The following is a 20,438-nucleotide window of genomic DNA, read 5'->3' as shown; positions in this document are numbered from 1 at the left end:
AAGAACACGTCTAACAGTGACAACTGCGGTCAAGCAAATACAGTCCGATTGCAAAAGTACGAAAAATAATTGAGAAAACAGCAACAACAATTGAAAAAGTCTATCTTTTGCAGCAAATTTAAGACAATTTAAATCTATTTGCTTGAATATCTCTGAAATTATATATAATAATTGCATCATAATAGGTGGCAAACATATTATATATATGTCTGTCACCTATTATAATATTTTAAAGACCTACTCGAAACATCCTGTTTTGAGCAACAGTTGATTCTGTATGGTCGTTTTTGGGTTTATGTTGTTCCTCTATTTCATGAGACTTTTCTGGTTTATCTATCTCTGGAGTAGATGGAGCAAGTTCAAGCTGTATTTTCCTGTCCAACGCCGCCAACTCAGCTTTTAGACCTTTCAGCTCATCCTCTTTCTTCCAAGTCTTGCCAGCTATCTCTTCCAGTTGCGGTATTTCCTTTTCCAAAGCCTTGCATCTTGAATCATACTGTTCAATGTACCCTTGTATCTTCTGCAGGGCATTCACAAAGTTGTTTGCTGCAGCTATCGGGTCCGACTTGGCGAGATGTCCGTTGTTGTACTGATACTTGTAATGGCCCTCAACAACAAAGCGGTTATCAACGAAGGGAAGACCGCTCTCAAAGTTTGTCTCGCTTACGACCTTGATAGGAAATCCATAAATAGCACCTATTTCCTTGTATTCCCCATCTGTCCTTTCTGTTTTTGCCATCCTTTGAAGCTGTTTGCCTATCACTTCCAGATTATTGGACTCGAGACCGTTAAGGGTGATGAGATTGAGAATATTCCCGTCCATATCCTTCTTTGCCTGACTCATAAACTTGTCATAGTCCGCTGTCATGCCTTTGAGTATAGTCCGATTGCCGTCCAGCTCTTCTGACTTTGACTTCAGTTTCAGTTCCGAATCACGCTTGCCCCTGTTAAACGATTTGCGCTCACCCTCCAGAGAAGCAACCTTCTTCTCCAGCTTCGCCTTGTCAAGCAAGTCGGTATTTCCGGAGAGAATAGCCATATACTCTGAAAAATTCATGCCCGATTTCTCGTCCATCGCTCCCTCGTCAATGGTTCTCGCTCCCAAGGCTCCGCTTTTCAACTGCGAGATAAAAGTCTGCTTGCAGTGCAGGAGGTTGAACTTGTAAGAGTCAAGCGACTTTTCCACCGCATAGATGATGACATCCACCTTATTGTCGGCATACAGCTTGGCAATCTCGTTACCAGCACGCACACCTCGACCGTCACGCTGTGCCAAGTCTGACGGTCGATCGGGTAGGTCAAGGGCATTGCTGCCCTCTTCCCCCCTAAGAACCGTACATGAGAGTTTCCCCTCATACGGCTCAAGCTTTTCTAAGCCTCTGTTTGTATGCAGAGACCGGCTCAAACTACTTCTTGTTTCCATTTGATTTGCGGGATAATTTAAAACATTCATCATGAACCAACAGATTGCATTTCTTTCCGTTTTGAACGGTTGGCATGACATTCCATGCCTTGTGCGTATCAATAGGCTCACCGCATATAGGACATTTGCGTCCTTGCTTTTCCCATAGGTACAGCAGTGACTTGCGTCCTTTTAGCGTAACAAGCATTTTCGACTTCTTTCTTTTATAGAAGTACAGACGACAGTCTGCATCAAACGGGTTCATGTCTCCTTTAATCTGCGTGTATTGCAGGAATGGAAACGATGAAGTCAGAGACAATAATGTCAATTGGTCTTCCTTTCCGTTTGGTTTCTTGAATTTTGAAGCGAAAGTCCATTTGTTCCCTCGAATGTCATGCCAATATCGGTCTTTTATCCACCGTTTCCCTTTCTTGGAATGACGGCGTTTTGCCCATTGCCATAGTGAGAGGAATATCTGATGGTCGATTCTGTGAAATGAATCACGTGTCGCCCCATGCTGATAATAACCTCCCCATCCTCGGATTTTAGAGTTCAACATTCTGATTAACGACTCCTGTCTGCAACCCTTGTTCTCCTTAATTACCTTACGGATATTCTCCATAAAGCGTTTCTCGGATTTCTTTGTCGGCTTGGTCAATATGTCCTTGCCGTATTTGCGGATATTAAAGCCAAGAAAATCAAAACCGTCATGCACGTTGGTTATCACCGTCTTTTCCTCTGATAAGGTCAGACCTCTTTCAGACATAAATTCAGCAACCAATGGCTTGATTTCATTTTCAAGAGTTTCCTTGTTCTCGCAAGTGATGATAAAATCATCCGCATAACGTACAAGGTTCACCATTGGTGAATACAACTTACCATTAACATGATGGCGCTTATATCTATCTGCAAGAGCTTTCTGCAATCCGTCCAAAGTCATATTGGCAAGTGTCGGAGAAATTATACCACCTTGCGGTGTTCCTTCCTCGGTCGGGAACATTTGCTTGTTGAAAACATAGCCACATTTCAACCATTTTCGGAGTATTGCCTTATCCATTGGGATATTGGCAAGTAACCACTCATGGCTGATATGGTCAAAACACCCTTTTATGTCACCCTCCAAAATCCATTCGGGAGAATATCCCTTTCGGAGAATGTTATGACATTGCTGTATTGCATCCATACAGCAGCGTTCCTTGCGGAAACCGTATGAACGAGTATCAGCTGTAGTTTCTGATACAGGCTCCAATGCCATAAGATAGAGTGCTTGCATGGCTCTGTCTTTCATTGTCGGTATTCCCAACGGTCGCAGTTTGCCGTTGCTCTTCTTGATATGAACTCTTCTCAGCGGCATTGGCTGGTAGCCTCTGCGTTTGAGTTGGGTTATTGCTTGCATTTTAGCTTTAGGGGTATCCCATATTTCTTTGTCAACCCCAGGAGTACAACCACCCCCGTTAGAAGTAACCCTCTTTACGGCTAAGGCTTTTGCGTAAAAAGAGTGGGTAAGCGTCCATTGCAAGGCTTTCACCTTGTTATGTCTGCCTTCCTTCTGAGCCTTTACAATACGAGCTTGAAGCTTCTTAACAGCTTGCTCCGCCTTAGTCCAGTCTATTCTGTCCCAATTTGATTGCAGGTTGTCAGTCGGCGCACACGATTGGTCGAGGAGATTTTCTTTGATTTTATCGTTCATTTGCATTCCTACTTTAAAAAGTTCTAAAAGTTTATTGTAAAGAATTACCATTTGGCTAATGTTGGGTATTTGCCTCCCAAACATTACCACAGAAGTCTGCCCACTTTCGTGGTAGGTTGATGTTGTCCCTTGTCAACTCGTGATAAGTGGCTCAAACCCTATCCGTCCCATTACAGAACGGCATTCGCTTTCTCTGTTATCTTATACCTGCACATCATTCAGCATCCATTACTTTCAGCTTACCTGTCTTTTGTCTGACAGGAGATGTACAGGCTTACCATGTTCCACATAGATAACTAACGGATAGGTTAGGTTCTGTCTCATCCTCCGACGGTCTTTACATCCGTGTAATCCTACCATGGAGAGGATTATCTGACCGCATCCCATTTTGGGTAGAGTGTATCAGTATCTTGCACTCTTTTACGACATTACGAAGTTTACTAACAGTTCGCTTACGCTAACCATACTATCCAGCCTCGCCACTCTACGGTATGATACTAACCATACTTGACTTCCCCTCACGGTTCTGTCTTGTCTTGTGAAAGTGTACTTTGTCCCGACCGCTTAATACAACATTAAGGTGCATCGGTCGGTAGGCTACCGCTGACGGAACAGCGGGTTAAAACTGATACTTAAAGTATCATTCCAACAATTATCTATGCGACTTCATGTCGCACCCACGGTGTGTCCAAATGATGAATAGCAACACACCTTTTTTGTGCATTTACGCCTGTACCTAACATGGATGTGGAGCCGAACAATACTCGTACCGAACCCTCGTTCATGGCTGCTATCACCGCCTTTCTTGCCCTCTCGTTCTTGCACTCCTGAATGAAGCGAATCTCTGACGAGGGTATTCCATAATCCTCTATCAGCTTACGCTTGATTTCAGAATACACGTTGAATTCCCCAGGTCTGTATGTGCCAAGATCTGAGAATACGAACTGCGTGCCCTTGTGATTGTCATAGCGTTTGTAATAGTCCGCTATCATCTTGGCACAATGGCTCGCCTTATTGTCGGGATGATCCTCACAAGTCGGGTCTATCATGCGCATATCGAGAGCCATCTTTCGGGCATAGTCCGTGGCAATGAGCATCTTTGCCTTCTCTTCCGTTTCTGACAGTGGAAGTCTGCCGAGGATGGTAGCATCGCCCGTCTTGGCAAACTCCATCAGTTTTTGGATGAAGTCCTCCTGCTCGGGTGTCGGTGGTATGTTATGAAGGATCTCGTTCTTCTGTGGTCTGTCCACGCCAACCGCCTCCGCCGTGCGATAGTCGGTTATCTCGTTGTAGAAAGCAGCAAGCTCCGGTACCTTGATGAAGTATCTGAAACGTTCCTTCTGTACGATGTTGTTGGTGACGTTAAACTCGAAGTCGGTAGTTTTCTTGGCGAAGATTGCCGCCCACGCATCGAAACAGCGGATGTCCTGACGCTCCAGTTCCTTGGGGCGCAGGTACTTGAAAAGCAGATACAACTCAGTCAGTGAGTTACTGATAGTTGTTCCCGACAGAAATGTCGCTCCCAAGTCTCTGCCTGTCCGCTCCTGTATGGTTCGGATGGCAAAGAGCATATTGAGTGCCTTCTGGCTCCCCTCGCTGTTGCCGAGTCCTGCCACACGGTCGTGACGGGTGTTGAACATGAGGTTCTTGAACTGGTGGCTCTCGTCCACAAACAAGTGGTCGATGCCCATCATGCGGAAGTCCACCACATCATCGGTACGCTGCTCGATGCTGTAGGCTATCTTCTGCAACTTCACCTCCAGATTCTGCTTTCGCTTTTCCAAGCCTTTGAGCATTCCCCTCGACACGTCTTTGCCCTGCGTGCGTATCACTTCCAAGTTTTCCTCCACGGTATCAAGCTCAGCCTGCAATATCTGCCGCTGGAGTTCTGGCGATTGCGGTATCTTCCCGAACTGGTCATGCGACATGATTACACAGTCATAGTCGTTGTTCTTGATGTTGTTGAAGAAACTGACACGGTTCTTGGTGGAAAAATCCTTCTCCGAGGCATAGAGTATCCTCGCATGGGGATAAGCTGTCTGATAGGTGGCAGCTATCTCCGCGACATTGGCTTTCAGCCCGATAATCATCGGCTTGTGAGCCATACCGAGGCGTTTCATCTCATGCGCAGCCATGCACATGATGAGGGTTTTGCCTGTACCTACGGCGTGGTCACATATCCCGCCGCCGTTCTGCAAAAGCATCCAAACACAGTCCTTCTGACTTGGATACACACTCTTGATGCCATACTTTCCGCCAAGGGCTTTCAAGTCCAAGCCGGGGAAGGTCTGGTGAGAACCGTCATACTTCGGACGCACGAAGCAGTTGAACTTCCGGTTGTACATTGTGGTCAAGCGTTCCTTAAAGGAGTCAGACTGCTCCTCCAGCCATTCAGTGAACCCGTTGCGGATTTCGTCAATCTTGGCATTGGCAAGCTGTATGCCCTCGCTGTCACGCACCTTGATGTCGTTGCCGTGTTCATCCTCACCGATGCTCTTCATCATGTCGGGACAAGTGTTGTGCAGGGCATGTTTCAGAAGACTCATGCCGTCATAGTTGCGGTAATAGCCCTTCACCATATACTCATCCGTGATGGCCATGGTCTTCATACTGCATTTTGCCGAATATTCGTCCATGCTGTCGGAATAGACGATGCTGACCTGTGTATTGAAGAGGTGGCTCATGTAAGCGGAATACACACCTGTAGGTATCCAACGCTCACCGAAGTTGAAGTCCAGGTCCTCAAAGGCTATCGGTTCGGGAATGCTTGCCTTCAAGGCTTCCAACGACTCCCTCACGATTGCATGGTCGGGATTTTCCTTCAGCCATTCTTCTATACGCTCCGCTTTCTCTATGACATTGCCAGCAATGAAGCGGTCGGCTATCTCGTAGCCGTCTATGAGCGGATTGTAATAGATGCGCCCTTTAAGCGCTTCCGTCAGTTCCGGTTCCAGCATATCCGATAATTCAGTCATATACGGCAAGTCGATACGGCCGAACTTGTTGAGCGAGGCGGTGAGCGCTTCCTCTGGAGAATCGACATGACTGACCTCGTCAAGCGAAAAAGAGACCGGGTGGTCGAAGATGTCTGACTTTATGAACTGTCCGTTTTCCACCCGTTCCAATGACAGCATGTCGCGCCCTGAGGCATCCATGAGGATGAACTTCACGTTCTGCTTGGCATTGAGGTTGCCGAAGCGAATGAAGAAAGCGTCATAATAGACATTCAGACTCTCACGCATCTGCTTGTTTTCCGTCTGTTCTTCCGCTTCATAGGTGTAAAGTTTCTGATAGGCATCACGGAGGGCGATATACAGGACAGCCTTTTCTTTCTGCTCCATATTCAGATCCAACGGCATGAAGGTAGCACCATACTTGGTAAGGTCTTTCAATACACCGATATTTCTGGCAGAGTCGAGCACCATAGAACCCTCACGATGAAAACTATCCAGTTTCTCATCAAATGGACGGGGCTTCATAGCATCCTCTTTCTTCTTTGCCAGCTCTTCCCGCTTTCTTTCTTGCCCTTTTTGTTGTTCCCGCTCATGATCTGTTTCTTCCAATGTGTTCTGAGTCTTGGAATCTTCTTTTGGCTCATTCCCTTTCGACTGTCCATACCCGATTTGAGCTTTGAGAACTTCTATCGGTTCCATCGGCGGCTTGAACTTCGGATCAAGCGTATCTTCAACGCCCAAAGCCTTGAGTTGTTCCTGACGGTGCAGTTCCGCCTTTTGGCGCAGCAGCACCCTGTCTTCGGGAGCCATGGTCATCATCATCTCGTAAAAGCCGTTGATTGGCGGATTCTCTTCCCAAGAGATGCTTGCGTATGGCTCATCCCCAAGCAGGATTGGTTTTGTCTCCTGTGCTGTTTCCTGCTCTTTTGCATCTGTCAACGAAGGCTTTTCTTCTTTTTCCACAGGCTTTGTCACAACTTCAAAAGTCGGATTTACGCTTTTTACCAACGGACTTGCTTTCTTCCTTGACACTTTCTTGGCGACAGCACCCACTGTTACCTCTGCTTTCTTCTTTGTAGCATGGACAGTCAGACGGTTTTCTTCTTCCATTCCCCAAAGGTCAAACAGCGTCATTTGCACTGGTGGCTGATGATGATTGGACTTTTGGGATAGCTCTGCATCATCAGTAGGCTTTTCCTGCTTTTGCAAGGATACTACCGTATCGCTCTGCTTTTCCTCAATGGAAGGCTTTATCTTCTCTGTTTTTTCTATCTTTTCTGTTTCTTCAACCTCCTTAACTTCCTCAGCCTTTGTTTCCTCTATCCCCAAGTATCGGTTCAAATTGAGGTTCTTCTTAAAGTCTTCATGGAGCATCTTTCGCAAATCCTCTGCAATGCCTTCCACGCCATCCTCATGCGTGTATATCATTGCAGGTTTGCCGAACGGGTCAGTATCCAACTTTGCTGTTGTATGGATAATGCGTTCCGGATGCTCCAGAAAGTAGTTGTTTGTCGGAATGCGGTTCTCGTCATTATAGACGGTATCAAGCAGGTTGTCGTCTCCTCGCAGCGACTCCTTTTGGCTGTTTTTCTGGAGGATGATGAGGTCACTGCCCACTTCCGTATTGGCATTTTCCGTGAACAGGTTGTTGGGAAGACGAATCGCTGACACGAGATCAGCATGATAGAGCATCATAAAACGCGCGGCACTGTTGTTTTTGGCATTCAATACGCCTTGTGAGGTGATGAAGGCAACCAACCCGCCGTCCCTTACCGTATCAAGAGCCTTGACAAAGAAGTAGTTGTGTATGCGTCTGGTGACAAGTGCCCTCATGCCTTTCATGGCTGTATAGGACGGATCAAACACGGCAACATCGCCAAAGGGAATATTTGAGATGGCGAGGTCGAAGTAGTCATTGAAAGGCTTTTCTATCTTCTCGAATCCCTCTATGCGCACTTTCTGCTCCGGGTGCAGATGGCGGAGTATCTTTCCTGTAAGCAGGTCTTTTTCAAATGCCATAATGTCTGCCTTGGGATTGTTATCCAAGACGGAATCGACAAAGGCACCGATGCCTGCCGAGGGTTCAAGTACCTTTTCGGGGATAATCTGATGCTCTTTCAACACATCCGTCAGAGCCTCCGTAATGGCTGACGGCGTGTAGAATGCCGTGAGGACAGACTGTTTCAGACTGTCCATCAACTGTTTGTACTCGCTTTCATTCTTGCTGTTTTTACAGATAAGTCTATGCAGCTCCACTGTTGGAGCAAACAATTCAAGGTCTGACTTTGCCCAATGGACGGCATCCGCCAGTTCCCTGGCAGGGTTCAGGATGCACTTCAATCCACCGAATCCGCAATAACGCTCCAGAAGGAGACGCTCACGGGCGGTCGGCGTGCGCTGTTCCCTGTCAAGGATGAATGCCGTCTCTATAGCCTTGATGTTGTCGTTCAGACGTTGTTTTCTATTGTACGCCATTTGACTCTATGAAAAGGGCTACGGCTCCCGTCAACTCTGTATAGAGCTGGTCGTAGTCCGGTGACTGGGCAAAATCATCATCGGTGAGGTCGTAAATGGAATACACGTTGTCAACCAAAGGCAGGAGGTGCTTGACAAACGCTTCCTGATCTTCTACTGCTACCTCCAGGGGAAACTCACTGTCAACAACATCATACAGGATGCTGTACTTGGAAAAGCGGAGACCTTTCAGCAATGCTGACATGGCAAGCTCTTGTGCTGCATCGGCAAAGAGGGCATCACGCCGTGCCTGCTCATATACTTCTGCGGCATGGTCTGCACGTTCGCGGATAAAGTCTGCATCGTTGGCTTGTGGAAAACGGTTCTCTCTGAGGTGGTTCAAGAGGTACAGTCCGTAATAGGACAGCTCTGTCTGTGCCTGTTTCTTTCTGTTCATTTGTCTGTTGAATGGATTAAGTGGTGAATAATAAACCGTGGATGGCGGTTGGTGTGAAAGCAAGAAAAAGGCACTCGGTATCCCTCCGAGTGCCGCCACTTAATCCACAGTAAATAAAAGCATCCTGAATAAAGACACCATTTATGAACCATGTTTCGGTGGCAAAGGTACAAACTATTTCTTGTATCTCTTCACATTTCCTCGCTTTTCTGCTGTTTTGCGCTCTGCAAAGACGAATTTCGTGTTGAAATTCTCGTCAAAGGCTATGGCTGCGGAGAATGGTTTGCCTTGCTTGCTGGTGAAACCATTGAGCGTTCTGGTCTTGCCCTTGGTAAGCAAGTCGGTGATGTCGGCATCAGTGAGCAACTTTCCTGCTACCTGCTTGAACACTGGCATACCGCACTCCTTGTTGCTGCATCTTACTACCTTTCCGAAGAACTGCATGGTACCTTGCTTGCATTTAGGACACTGGCAGCCGGAATCCTTGTGGCTGAAAAGTCTGTCACAACCTAACAGCTCCGCAGTGATTTCACGGGTATAGCCTTCGATACTATGGGTGAACCCGTCTGCACTTGCTTCACCTCGTTCAATCTTGGCAAGTTCCGCCTCCCATTTGCCCGTCATCTCCACATTGGCAATCGCCATGTTCTTCACCACGGAATGCAGGGCGAGTCCTTTTTCCGTCGGCACAAGTTTCTTCTGCTGGCGCACCATATACTCTCGTTTGAGCAGGGTTTCGATGATGGCGGCACGTGTGGCAGGTGTGCCAATACCGCTGTCCTTCATTGCCTGGCGCATCGTATCATCTTCTATCTCTTTGCCTGCGGTCTCCATTGCTGCAAGCAATGTGGATTCCGTATGCAAAGGCTTCGGTTTGGTCTTGCCCTCCGTGATGGTGCAGCCAGAAAGAGTGATATGCTGTCCTTCTTGCCAGTTGGGAATGACTTGCTCCTTGACCTCATTGTCTGTTGCGTCTGCATCCTTGTCCAGCCTGTTGTTCTTTTCCTTGAGCGACAACGCTCGCCAGCCAGTCTGTCGGATGATGGAGCCACTGATGCCAAATTCGACGTCATGATCCACTTGCGCCGATACTGATGTGATGTCCTTGATGCAGTCTGCCGAGAACGCTTCAATCATCCGGCACAATATCATGTCATAAACGATCTTCTCGTCCTTGAAAAGACCAATGGCTGCATTTTCTGTGATGAGCAGGGCATGGTGATCGGTCACCTTGGCGGCATTCACGCTGTTCTTGCTGTAGTCCTCACTGCCAGGCAAGAGTTTCACTTTCTCTCCATATTCCGAATGATTCTCCAGATTCTTGAAGAGTTTGGGAAGGGTGGCAAATACATCATCCGAGATATAGCGGCTTGATGTTCTTGGATAGGTGATGAACTTTGCCTCGTAGAGTTTCTGGGCGATGGAGAGTGTATGCTCTGCCGTGAAGCCATGCTGGGAGTTGGCTTCTTTCTGCAAGGTGGTGAGGTCGTAAAGGAGCGGTGCCTTCTCCACCTTTCGCTTGGTTACTACCTTTGTGATGATGGCAGAACCGGTATCTTTCACCTTATTATATATATCGGTTGCGGAGCCTTTGTCTGCCCATCGGTTGGCAGATGTGAACTTCAGTATATTGCCACTGTCTGCATCAACCACACCGAAGTGTACCTGCCAGAACGGTTTCGACTCGAAACGCTTGTTTTCCCAATAGCGTTCGCATACCATACCAAGGGTCGGAGTCTGCACACGACCTACGGAATAGGTACCACGTCCTGCGGCTATCGTCAGGGCTTGTGTGCCGTTGATGCCGACGAGCCAGTCTGCCTCACTTCGTGCCTTGGCTGCATGATAGAGATTGTCATACTCCTTGCCATCCCTGAGGTTCTGAAGTCCCTCACGGATGGCGGTGTCCGTAAGCGAACTGATCCAGAGACGGTCGAAAGGTTTCTGGCAACCGAGATACACATAGAGGTATCGGAAAATCAACTCTCCCTCACGTCCGGCATCGGTTGCTACGATGATGCGCTCACTGCTGTCAAACAGCTTGCCGATAATTTTAATCTGGGCAAGCACACCTGCATCTGGTTTGTAGCCGTTCTCTGTCTTGACTTGTCGGGGAACAAGAACGAACGGGTCGGGAATCACAGGCAGATTCTCTGCATGGAATCCCTTCATGCCGTAGGTTTCCGGCATGGCTGGCTGCACTAAATGTCCGAATGCCCATGTCACATAATAGCCATTGCCCTGCATATAGCCTTCCTCACGCTTGTCAGCTCCCACAATGTGGGCGATTTCCTTGGCTACGCTTGGTTTCTCTGCGATGATTGTCTTCATTGTCTGTTGTTTTTGTGACATCCGCAACCGTGGGATAGACGGTCGCAGATGTCGGTTGTTATAATGGATGATTAACTCTGTGGATCAAGTGGCGGCAACTACATCTTCACGCTTCTTGCCTTTCTCTTTGGCTTCTGTTCCTCGGCGTTCTGTTCCTTCTGCTGCTTTTCGTTCTTTGGCGCAGACTGTCCCGGACTCAGCGGATCCTTGGTGTGCTTGGTCGCCTCATGGGTCTTGCCCTGCTCGTTGACGGCGACTTGTACCTTGTTCTCGTTGGTCGGAATCTGTTCCTTCGCCTGTTTGAGGTCTGGATTGTTGCGGTAGGAACGTGGCTGCATCTTGTCGAAATCGAACTTCACGTAGGCGGTATAGGTACCGCTGCCGTTCTTATTGGGCACTTCCTTGATCTCGATGGTCTTGCCTGCCACATAGTCGTCCTTCTGCTGCTCGGTCAGTTCCTTCTTGAAATAGGTGTTGAGTCGGCGGATGGTTCCGTCCTCATTGAGCCAGTGGTTGGGATCTTGCTGTTTCTTCTGACCGCCCGTATCACCTTCTGCCTTCTGCTCCTGCTTGTCAGCGGTTTGCTTCTTGTCGCCATTCTGTTTCTGACCTTGCGCCTGTCTTGTGCTGCCAGGCACGAACTCCACGCCACGCTGTTCCACATTCACCTGCAGCAGCGGTGTAAACTTGCGCCCGTTGGCAAGCTCAATCTCCTTGCGAAGCGGAATACCTGAGTAGAGCACTCTCTTGTCGTCCTTGGTAATAGGTGTCTTGCCGATGGTATCGGGTATGCGCACCTTGTTGGTCGGGATGTCAACAATCTCATTGGTGAGACGGTCGATACTGATGAAATGAGGACGCAGCTCACCTGTATTCTTGTCGGGGAAATCCACAACCTTTCCGAGGTTGCCGTTCTGCAACAGGTTCTTCTTGTCCTCTGGAGTGAAGGTATAGCCTTTGTAAGCGACATCGAGTTTAGGCTCGTTGCGCACGAAATGCGGCACGAGTTGCAACTGGTCGTTATCGTCCTTGCGGAATGACAGACGGGCCTGTATCTCTATCTGTTCACCGCCGAAGGTCGGCTTCACAATCACAAGCCCCGTCTTGCCGTAGTTGAGCAGGGTTTTCATATCCTTCTCATTCATACTGTTGAAGTCTATGCCATATTTGGCACCAAGTTCCTGCAGGTTCACATCGTTACCACTGATGAGGTTCTGCTTTACACCCGGAGCGGTCTGTGCCTGCTGTTCGGCTGCGGTCTGTTCTGGTTTCTGTTCCATGTCGTTCTCTTTTTCGTTGGTTTGTTCAGATGATACATTCTCTTTTTCTGTGTTAGCTTGCGTCTTGGACGCATCGTCCGATGATGCGGTTTCTTTCGCCTGACCTTCCGATTGCTTTGCCTCTTTCTCATAATTGGAGGTGTCAACCTTGTGGGCGGAAAGAATCTCCTTGTTAGCCTCCGGATCTTTCAGCAACTCCTTCATCACGCCAAGCAGGTTTTCCACCTGGTCTGCCGCTATGCGGTAGAATCCGAATCGGCTTGGCTTCTTGCACTGGCGGAAGAAGTTTCTAAAGAAACTGTCCATCAGGTCGCTGTTGCGGTCAAAACGCAGGAAGTCGGACGTGTTCTCCGCCTTGGCGGGTGCTCGCTTCGGTGTGCCGTCCCTGCTGAGTCCGGCGACGACGCTGATCTCGCCCGTCTTTTCGTCACGGACTACCAGCACGTCCTGTTCATCACTCTTTTTCTTTTGTACCATAATTGTAAATTTTTAATGGTGAATACTGTTGTTATTTGAATTTCTGATGAATGCGAGTCAAGTAATGCTCCACATTCTCTTTCTTGAATTCTTTGACATTATTCTCTACAAACTGCATCACATCCTCTTCCGTGTAGTAGGTTTTCTGCCCCAAACGCTTGTAGGGAAGCACTCCCAGACTGCGATAGCGTTGAAGGGAACGAGGGGAGATTTGAAATAAGAGGCAGAGGTCTTGGTTGTCAAGCAATTTTTCATTGATGGCAGAACTTCCTTTTTGCTCCGTCTCTCGTTCGTGTCTCAACATCAGCATGTCGTAGATGCCGTCTATCTTTTTGTGTAGGTCATGGAGATATAACTCCAGTTTTCTCAATGTTCCATCTTCCATGCTCATGTTTCCTTTGCTATTGTTCGTTCCTCAACCATTCTTTCAATGGCTTCAACTTGGTATCGGCATTGATTACCAATTTTAATAAAATCAATGCGGTTCTCTGAGCGCATTCGCTGCAAGGTGCGCTTGCTCACACCAAGCATCTTGGCTGCATCGTCATTGGTCAACATCGGCTTCAATCCCTTACCCGTCAGGTTCTCTTGAAATGCCATTTTTGCCAATCGCACGTACTGGACTATTTCTGTCAACTGTTCTGTCAGCTTTTTGAAGGCTGCACTTTCCATTGTTATTACTTCCATTCTAATTCCGTTTGAAATGTTATATCAATAGTTCGTTAAAATTTGAGATAATGGCTAAGCAGCTTTACGTTGCCAGCCAAAGAGTTCTTTGATAGTATGACTAATTAACTTTCGGTTCGGTATTCTCCGACACTTGTTGAAAATTAATTTAGCGATGTATGTGCTTGCCATAATCTCCTTGAAAGAAGCCATGGAATACGGCAATTCATTTTCCTTCATCATCACTTTCGCAACATTCTGTGATGCGAATGATGCATTATAGGAAAAGTCCAACTGGTTCTTGTGTCTTGCTTGGCAATGCGTAAGACCAGTATATTGCTTTGCATCGCGAAAACAAAACTCTATTTGGAATCTTGAGCGGTATGTGCGCAACACTTCCTCACCCGACATGGATGTCTTTGTTGAGAAGAAAAGCTTGTGTTTTCCGTTCGGCATAACCCAAATGACAAGGCGCACTTTCTGCTTCAATGCCTTTGAATAGGCTATGAGTGTGTAGGCTGTGCCTTCAAGTCCTTCAATATGCAACTCTGCCATACGTGTGAGGTCAAGTTTCTTGTAGTTGATTTTTCCGTCAAGTGTCTTGGGACGTCCAGGCTTATTGGAACGAGGTCCCGTATACACATAATATAGGCTCGCAGTATCCCTGAAGCGGCTGACAAGATGGAAACCGCACTCTTTGATTCCGTCCACAAACGGACGGATAGAGAAGAAAGCGTCAGCGACAACAATATCGGTGACCTTCAACAAATCCTTCTTATAACGCTTGATGACCGCTATGTAATGTTGCACGAGAGTCATGTTACGCATTTTCAATTCTCCAGTAGATGGAGTCTGATGGGCGCGCAGCATCATGCAACTGTTGGCATGGACATCGACAAGTGCAAGCCCCATGATTTCAAGCCCATGCTTCATGGAACTTGCACAACCGGACCAGAAAGTACCGATATGCGGAGTCTTCTTACCCGACTTGCTGATGTAGCTCGGATCGATGGCTATAGCCAATAGACCATCCATATTCAAGTAACGTCGGCATAGGGCAAGGTTGAACTTCACCCAGTCTATGCATTTAGCACGACCACGGTTGAAGTTCGTTCTGTAGGTCTGCTCACAATGGGTGCCGTAACGCTCCATTTGAGTGAAATTTATCTTTCTTTGTATCGTCATGTACAATAAAAGTATTTCCAAGAGTAGACTCTCGAAAGTTTTGCTTAACTTTGCAGATGAACTTTTGATAGCATCTCTGCATATTTCCGTATATTGGTTGAGTGGTTCTGATGTCATATAACTTTGAGCTTAGAGAACTATAAAGTTACTGATAATCAGCCACTTAACCAAATTTTATTAGTTGTATTACGTTAATTAACTCTCTCATTTTCAATCGATTACATAAGAATTAACAGAGTATTGTTATATAATTCGTTGTTTTTATTTCTCGGCGGCAAAATTAACCATTTGCGAAATACCCGTTTAACAACTCATTAATGACCCACGTATAATTTTCTTGATTTTTCTTGCCAAGCGGTCGGCAAACCCCAGAAAAGCACTGCCACAGTTATTCATTTTCATTGTTTTTCTACATACACACATTAACTTTGCATCCGAATTTGTTGAACCAATAAAACAGAGAATATGGAAGTAGTAACAATGGAAAAGAAGGCATTCGACTTGATGATGGCAAGATACGATGCCTTGGTAAAGAAAGTTGAGTTGCTGAAGCATAAGGCTAACGGCAAGCGTCTGAACAAATGGCTTACAGGTCAAGAGGTCTGCCAGCAACTTCGCATCAGCCAGCGCACCTTACAAAAACTTCGTGACCGCCGTTTCTTGGGGCATACCCAGATAGGTCGCCAATTCTATTACTGCCCCGAAGAGGTCAAAGCCATCGTTCCGCTTATCGCCAGAATCAAATCGGTATAGCATAAAGCCAAACTCGCCCAAGGCAAAGCCGAAAACTTCACCCTGGGCGAGCCAACACATTTTATATTCACCACTTAATCCAAATTGTAAACAATGAACATGAACCAACTTCTTACGCATGAGAGCAAGTCGATAGACACCGCCATGCAATCCTTGAAGAAAGCCAACAACTGGCTATCCTCATTCATCGAGTCCTACAGCCCACCTTTGGACGGGGAGCGATACCTCACCGACAAGGAACTCTCCGAGCATTTGAAGCTTAGTCGCCGCACCTTGCAGGAATATCGCAAGCAAGGCATTTTGCCCTACATTATATTATGTGGCAAAACCCTCTATCCGGAATCCGAGATACAAGCACTTCTCACTGGTAATTACCGCAAGCCGATAATCGACGGCACTGTTTCATAAGAGGAGGGTACTGCTTCATAATAGTGAAACAAAAATAGCGTACAGGGTACAACGACAAAAATCGTTTCCTCTGTACGCTATTATTTATAAAGGTGTAGGAATCTTATTAAAAGATGAGAGATTCTAACTTGCACCTCTTGGCATCGTTCCGTTCATCACAATAATCATCGGATACTCGTGTTTTACTTGCTCTGCATGGCAATCCTTGCGGTTTACAACCTTACTGATAAACCATTGTCTGAACAACAAGGCTTGGTATGTATCCATTTGAAGTGCTATGGCGATAATCACTTCCATATCATAGACATGCGCAGAATATCCATTTTCAAGTTTGATGTATTGAGAAAGCTGGAAATCTTTCAGCACACTTTGTTTCCAAATGCGCTTGATGGTATTCTTCACTGCTGTCCCTGTTACATTCAACAGTTCGGCAATCTCCCAAACTGTCATCCACACCTCACCATGATGTGGGGCGTAGATGACCATTTCTTCTTGTATTGTTATCACTTGTCGTTTCATACTCTGCCATTTATAGTGTTAGTATTATCGTTGCAAACATTTCCAAACGTGAATTCCTCAATGTTATTAATCTGCTGAGACAACTTTTCCACGTCTTTGCTCAATTTCTCCTTGGTAATCTTGGCATACACCTGGGTTGTCTTTATGTCCTTGTGACCAAGCATTGAACTCACGGTTTCTATTGGAACTCCGTTGGAGAGGCAAACCGAGGTTGCGAACGAATGACGGCTCATGTGCCAGGACAGCGGCTTGGTGATACCACATTTTTTGCCCAGTCTTTTGAGCGAATCCATACAACTTTGGTAGTTGGGTACTGGAAACACCCTGCCGTCTTCACACAATCCACGGTATTTTTCCATAATTTGCTTGGGATAGTCAAGCAACTTGATGTTGGCTTCCGTTCCAGTCTTCTGTCGATGGATAACAATCCATTCACCTTCATCGAAAAATTCCTTGATGTTCTCTTCCTTCAAGTTGTACAGATCAATGAAAGCGAGACCTGTAAAACAACAGAACAGGAACAAGTCACGCACCATGCTCATCTTCTTTCTTGTGATAGGTGTCTCCATCAACAGGTGAATCTCTTCTTTGCTCAGAAACTCTCTTGTGGTCTCTTCTTCCTTGTACTCATATCGTCTGAATGGGTCTTTTACGAGCCATTCATTATCTATGGCACGGAATACCATTGCACGGAGATTGCGGACAAACACCATTGCAGAATTGATTTTCAGATGCTTGTCGGTTCTGAGAAAAGTCTCGTAGTCCGTGATAAAAGGCAGCGACAACTCTTTCAGAGCAATATCCTTCACATGGTAATGCGCCTGCAAGAACTCGCCCACATAGGCACACCCGATTCTATACTTCGTGTATGTACTCAAAGATTTCATGCCAGCCTTATATTGCTTTTCCATTTCATCACGGCTTTGGGAATAGACTTTCATCAGTGTATGGCAACGATACTCCAAGCCAAGAAAGGCGTTCTTCACCTTGTCGGCAGTGACGAAGTTGTCCCTGTCCATAATCTCCTGATAATGCTTGCTGATACTCACACGCATCTTGTCCAATTTACGGTTCACCTCCAAAGCCTGCATACTCTTACCTATCATGCGTCCGCCCTTGGTGTCCCACAAATCAGAATTGGCAGTTGTCTTGCAACTGAACTGCGCCTGTGTTCCGTCCACTGTGATACGTCCCATAACTGGAACAGTACCATCTTTCTTTACTACCTGTCTTTTGAGGTAGAAGATAATTGAAAATGTACTCTTCATAACGTCATTCTTTTTTGCGTTCAAAATTAATACATGAAGAGTCTTTTCTTGCTACGCATTTCACGGCAGAACACGGCAAATTTGGTTCGTAACCAAAAATCTTACGTTACTCATCAGTAACTCACTATAAATCAGAGTATTCAAATTCAATTCGTAACCTTCCTCATTCTTCCGAACCTTAACATTCCTCATTTGGGGTATAGGTTACGGATAGGTAACGTTCCTCTGTCTCATCTTGTCGTATTCCCGTCTTCGTCTGTCCTCGCCACTTTTAACCAAAATGAGGAAAGTAACTGATAACCAGTAAACTTTCCTCATTCTTCTCTCAAACACTTTTTATATGTACTTTCCTATTGAGAAACTTCGTGTTTACTTCTCGGGTGAGAACCTCTGGACAGGAACATCTCTCCGCAAGCAGTATGACCCAGAGACCATCGGTACATGGTATGGCAATGGATATCCATTGAACACAACCTTCTCTTTTGGTTTAAGTTTAACATTATAAATATTAGAATGATATGAAATTCAATATATCTTTAAAGGTACTTCCTTTGTTGGCATGCGGTATGTTGATGGCTTCTTGTAATGATTTCCTGAAGCAAGAGCCTCTTACAGATATTACTCCTACCGACTATTGCAAGGATGCTACTCAGCTTCAAGCCGTAGCTAATGCATTCTATCAGACTGTTTTGCCATATCATAGTGGTGCAGGCTATGGTACATTCGCATACGATAATGGTACAGATAATCAGACTGGTTCTGATGGCGATTCTAAGTATAAGAAAGGTAGTTGGAAGACTAGTAACGACAACTCTTCATGGAGCTGGAACAATATTCGTGATATCAACTATCAGTTGAATATAGCACAGTCTAACTATGAGAATGGATTGATTGCGGGTAATGAAAATAAGATTCGTCAATATATCGGCGAGTTACACTTCTTCCGTGCCTATGCCTATTTCAGTTTGTACAAGAGCTTCGGTGACTTACCTATTGTGACAGAGGCCATGCCTGACAATGAGGCTATCCTTGTAGCAGCTAATAAGCGTAGTCCTCGCAACGAGGTTGCTCGTTTCATTCTTGCCGACCTGGATTCTGCTGTAACCTATATGGAGCCTGATGGTTGGGAAGCAACCACACGTATCTCTCCTGCAGTTGCTCATCTGTTTGCATCACGTGTAGCCTTGTTTGAAGGTTCTTGGTTGACCAACTTCGCTGGTACTCCGTTCGTTCCTAATGGTGAGGGATGGCCAGGAAAGGCAAAAGACTATAATGCAAATTATCAGTATCCTACAGGTAGCGTTGAGGCTGAAGCTAAGTACTTCTTCCAGAAGGCGGTTGATGAGGCTGCCATTGTAGGTGATGCTTATGTAGGCAAATTGGATAAGAATACAGGTATCGTACCTCAGTCTTTATCTGATACCAATCCTTATTTCTATAAGTTTGGTAATACCGACATGTCTGCCTATCCTGAGGTTCTTCTCTGGAAGGCCTATAATAAGGGTAAAGGTGTGACTGATAACATTGAGGTAGCTGTAAACCGTGGTAATACCTATACTGGTTTTACCCGTGGTATGATTGATGCCTTTCTGATGAAGGATGGTAAGCCTACTTATGCACACCATGATGGATATGTTTATGAAGATACAACGACTCATGCAGTAGTTCGCAATCGTGACCCACGTTTGTTTATCTTCTTGAAGCGTCCTGGTCAGAAGAACGTTCTTCAGGGTGAGGATAATAATATTGCTGCTGAGCAGGTTCGTCCTATCGAGCCAGTTCCTCAAGTGTTTACTCGCTCATTTGACGTAACTTATACTACTGGTTATGCTATTCGAAAGGGTGGTACGTTTAATCAGAACTTGGCAGAAAACCAGGCTGGTTATACTGCATCTATCACCTTCCGTGCCACAGAGGCTTTGCTCAACTATATTGAAGCTCAATATATGCTCGACCACAATTTAAATGCGAAGAGCATTTCATATTGGAAGGCTATCCGTGAGGCTGCTGGCTTTACTGGTGAGGCTGCTGACCCTCAGACAACTATTGCTGCCACAGATATGGCACAGGAGTTAAAGGGTTATACCGATGGTTCTGGTACACAATATGATTGGGGTGCATTTTCTGCAGGCAAGGCATTGACAGATCCTACTTTGTATAGCATTCGTCGTGAGCGTCGTACAGAGTTGATGGCTGAAGGTCTTCGTTGGATGGATTTGATTCGCTGGCGTTCACTCGATCAGTTGATGAAGCAGCCTTATCAGCTTGAGGGCTTCCATCTTTGGAATACTCCAATGGAGAAATGGTATACAGAAAAGCAGTTGGTTGATGATGGTTCTGTTACTGCTACAGTATCTTCTCGTAAGTTAACTGAGTATTTCCGTCCATACCAGATTGTTTCTACCAATATGCTTTACAATGGTATGACCTGGTCTATGGCTCAGTACCTGCAGCCAATGCCTTTGCGTCAGTTTATGCTTACAGCTCCTGACCATAAGACCTATGCAGACTCTCCATTGTACCAGAATCCATACTGGCCTATGGAACCAGATGAGGCTGCAGAGCAGTAAATCTTGAATTTCAATTTCCCTTGA

The 20,438-nt window shown here is 46.1% G+C and carries 14 protein-coding genes and 1 pseudogene; 4 read left to right on the top strand and 11 right to left on the bottom strand.

The genetic code is table 11. The features are described from left to right. Positions 1 to 229: 229 nt before the first annotated feature. The 9 genes and pseudogenes from FO447_RS08190 to FO447_RS08150 form a co-directional block, all read right to left on the bottom strand. Positions 230 to 1,423 (bottom strand): DNA methylase, encoded by a 1,194-nt coding sequence (locus FO447_RS08190; protein ID WP_367379670.1) that lies wholly within the window; start codon positions 1,421 to 1,423, stop codon positions 230 to 232. Further along, entirely contained in the window at positions 1,407 to 3,092 is a 1,686-nt protein-coding gene (gene ltrA / locus FO447_RS08185) for a group II intron reverse transcriptase/maturase (RefSeq protein ID WP_049702337.1), read from the bottom strand. The genes FO447_RS08190 and ltrA overlap by 17 nt, the downstream gene beginning before the upstream one ends. A 677-nt stretch (positions 3,093 to 3,769) precedes the next feature. Then, positions 3,770 to 8,521 (bottom strand): annotated as a pseudogene (locus tag FO447_RS08180) (DNA methylase); the annotation flags it as partial. After that, positions 8,508 to 8,957 (bottom strand): DUF1896 domain-containing protein, encoded by a 450-nt coding sequence (locus FO447_RS08175; RefSeq protein WP_200758423.1) that lies wholly within the window; start codon positions 8,955 to 8,957, stop codon positions 8,508 to 8,510. The gene FO447_RS08175 and the pseudogene FO447_RS08180, both read right to left, overlap by 14 nt. A gap of 174 nt (positions 8,958 to 9,131) precedes the next feature. Beyond that, on the bottom strand, positions 9,132 to 11,288 hold the full coding sequence (locus tag FO447_RS08170; protein WP_117664203.1) for a type IA DNA topoisomerase: 2,157 nt from the start codon (positions 11,286 to 11,288) through the stop codon (positions 9,132 to 9,134). Between the two features lie 98 nt (positions 11,289 to 11,386). Continuing rightward, the gene (locus FO447_RS08165) at positions 11,387 to 13,045 is read right to left on the bottom strand and encodes a DUF4099 domain-containing protein (protein WP_200758422.1); all 1,659 of its coding nucleotides are present in this window, start codon (positions 13,043 to 13,045) and stop codon (positions 11,387 to 11,389) included. A gap of 31 nt (positions 13,046 to 13,076) precedes the next feature. Then, positions 13,077 to 13,355 carry a helix-turn-helix domain-containing protein gene (locus tag FO447_RS08160; RefSeq protein ID WP_081978971.1) on the bottom strand — a complete coding sequence of 93 codons (279 nt, stop codon included), beginning with the start codon at positions 13,353 to 13,355 and terminating at the stop codon, positions 13,077 to 13,079. Between the two features lie 77 nt (positions 13,356 to 13,432). Next, on the bottom strand, positions 13,433 to 13,732 hold the full coding sequence (locus FO447_RS08155) for a helix-turn-helix domain-containing protein (protein WP_068856520.1): 300 nt from the start codon (positions 13,730 to 13,732) through the stop codon (positions 13,433 to 13,435). Between the two features lie 54 nt (positions 13,733 to 13,786). Further along, a complete protein-coding gene (locus FO447_RS08150) occupies positions 13,787 to 15,013 on the bottom strand; it encodes a transposase (RefSeq protein ID WP_117664388.1) in 1,227 nt (408 codons plus the stop codon). 348 nt (positions 15,014 to 15,361) lie between these two features. On the opposite strand from FO447_RS08150, the gene FO447_RS08145 reads away from it, so the two are divergent. Next, entirely contained in the window at positions 15,362 to 15,649 is a 288-nt protein-coding gene (locus FO447_RS08145) for a helix-turn-helix domain-containing protein (protein WP_117664200.1), read from the top strand. A gap of 93 nt (positions 15,650 to 15,742) precedes the next feature. After that, complete coding sequence (locus tag FO447_RS08140; RefSeq protein WP_118141758.1) at positions 15,743 to 16,057, top strand: helix-turn-helix domain-containing protein; 315 nt, start codon at positions 15,743 to 15,745, stop codon at positions 16,055 to 16,057. A 123-nt stretch (positions 16,058 to 16,180) separates the two neighbouring features. On the opposite strand, the gene FO447_RS08135 is transcribed toward FO447_RS08140, so the two are convergent. After that, positions 16,181 to 16,564, bottom strand: coding sequence for a hypothetical protein (locus FO447_RS08135; RefSeq protein WP_233524747.1), 384 nt, complete (start codon positions 16,562 to 16,564; stop codon positions 16,181 to 16,183). A gap of 8 nt (positions 16,565 to 16,572) precedes the next feature. After that, a complete protein-coding gene (locus tag FO447_RS08130; protein ID WP_118190183.1) occupies positions 16,573 to 17,844 on the bottom strand; it encodes a site-specific integrase in 1,272 nt (423 codons plus the stop codon). Positions 17,845 to 18,184: 340 nt separating this feature from the next. On the opposite strand from FO447_RS08130, the gene FO447_RS08125 reads away from it, so the two are divergent. Both FO447_RS08125 and FO447_RS08120 read left to right on the top strand, forming a co-directional pair. Continuing rightward, positions 18,185 to 18,349 (top strand): hypothetical protein, encoded by a 165-nt coding sequence (locus FO447_RS08125; protein ID WP_200758421.1) that lies wholly within the window; start codon positions 18,185 to 18,187, stop codon positions 18,347 to 18,349. Between the two features lie 13 nt (positions 18,350 to 18,362). Then, complete coding sequence (locus tag FO447_RS08120) at positions 18,363 to 20,414, top strand: RagB/SusD family nutrient uptake outer membrane protein (RefSeq protein ID WP_200758420.1); 2,052 nt, start codon at positions 18,363 to 18,365, stop codon at positions 20,412 to 20,414. Positions 20,415 to 20,438: the final 24 nt, after the last annotated feature.

It is taken from the genome of Segatella copri, assembly GCF_015074785.1.
In the GTDB taxonomy this organism is placed as follows: domain Bacteria; phylum Bacteroidota; class Bacteroidia; order Bacteroidales; family Bacteroidaceae; genus Prevotella.
Note: the sequence above shows the minus strand (reverse complement) of the source record. Positions and strands in the feature narration are given on the sequence as shown.

Excerpts from the sequence above, each read along its gene's own strand:
- FO447_RS08160 (WP_081978971.1), bottom strand. The coding sequence starts at position 13,355 with ATGCTGATGTTGAGACACGAACGAGAGACGGAGCAAAAAGGAAGTTCT.
- FO447_RS08125 (WP_200758421.1), top strand. The coding sequence starts at position 18,185 with ATGTACTTTCCTATTGAGAAACTTCGTGTTTACTTCTCGGGTGAGAAC.
- ltrA (WP_049702337.1), bottom strand. The coding sequence starts at position 3,092 with ATGAACGATAAAATCAAAGAAAATCTCCTCGACCAATCGTGTGCGCCG.
- FO447_RS08140 (WP_118141758.1), top strand. The coding sequence starts at position 15,743 with ATGAACATGAACCAACTTCTTACGCATGAGAGCAAGTCGATAGACACC.
- FO447_RS08120 (WP_200758420.1), top strand. The coding sequence starts at position 18,363 with ATGAAATTCAATATATCTTTAAAGGTACTTCCTTTGTTGGCATGCGGT.
- FO447_RS08150 (WP_117664388.1), bottom strand. The coding sequence starts at position 15,013 with ATGACATCAGAACCACTCAACCAATATACGGAAATATGCAGAGATGCT.
- FO447_RS08165 (WP_200758422.1), bottom strand. The coding sequence starts at position 13,045 with ATGGTACAAAAGAAAAAGAGTGATGAACAGGACGTGCTGGTAGTCCGT.
- FO447_RS08145 (WP_117664200.1), top strand. The coding sequence starts at position 15,362 with ATGGAAGTAGTAACAATGGAAAAGAAGGCATTCGACTTGATGATGGCA.
- FO447_RS08170 (WP_117664203.1), bottom strand. The coding sequence starts at position 11,288 with ATGAAGACAATCATCGCAGAGAAACCAAGCGTAGCCAAGGAAATCGCC.
- FO447_RS08155 (WP_068856520.1), bottom strand. The coding sequence starts at position 13,732 with ATGGAAGTAATAACAATGGAAAGTGCAGCCTTCAAAAAGCTGACAGAA.
- FO447_RS08130 (WP_118190183.1), bottom strand. The coding sequence starts at position 17,844 with ATGAAGAGTACATTTTCAATTATCTTCTACCTCAAAAGACAGGTAGTA.
- FO447_RS08190 (WP_367379670.1), bottom strand. The coding sequence starts at position 1,423 with ATGGAAACAAGAAGTAGTTTGAGCCGGTCTCTGCATACAAACAGAGGC.
- FO447_RS08175 (WP_200758423.1), bottom strand. The coding sequence starts at position 8,957 with ATGAACAGAAAGAAACAGGCACAGACAGAGCTGTCCTATTACGGACTG.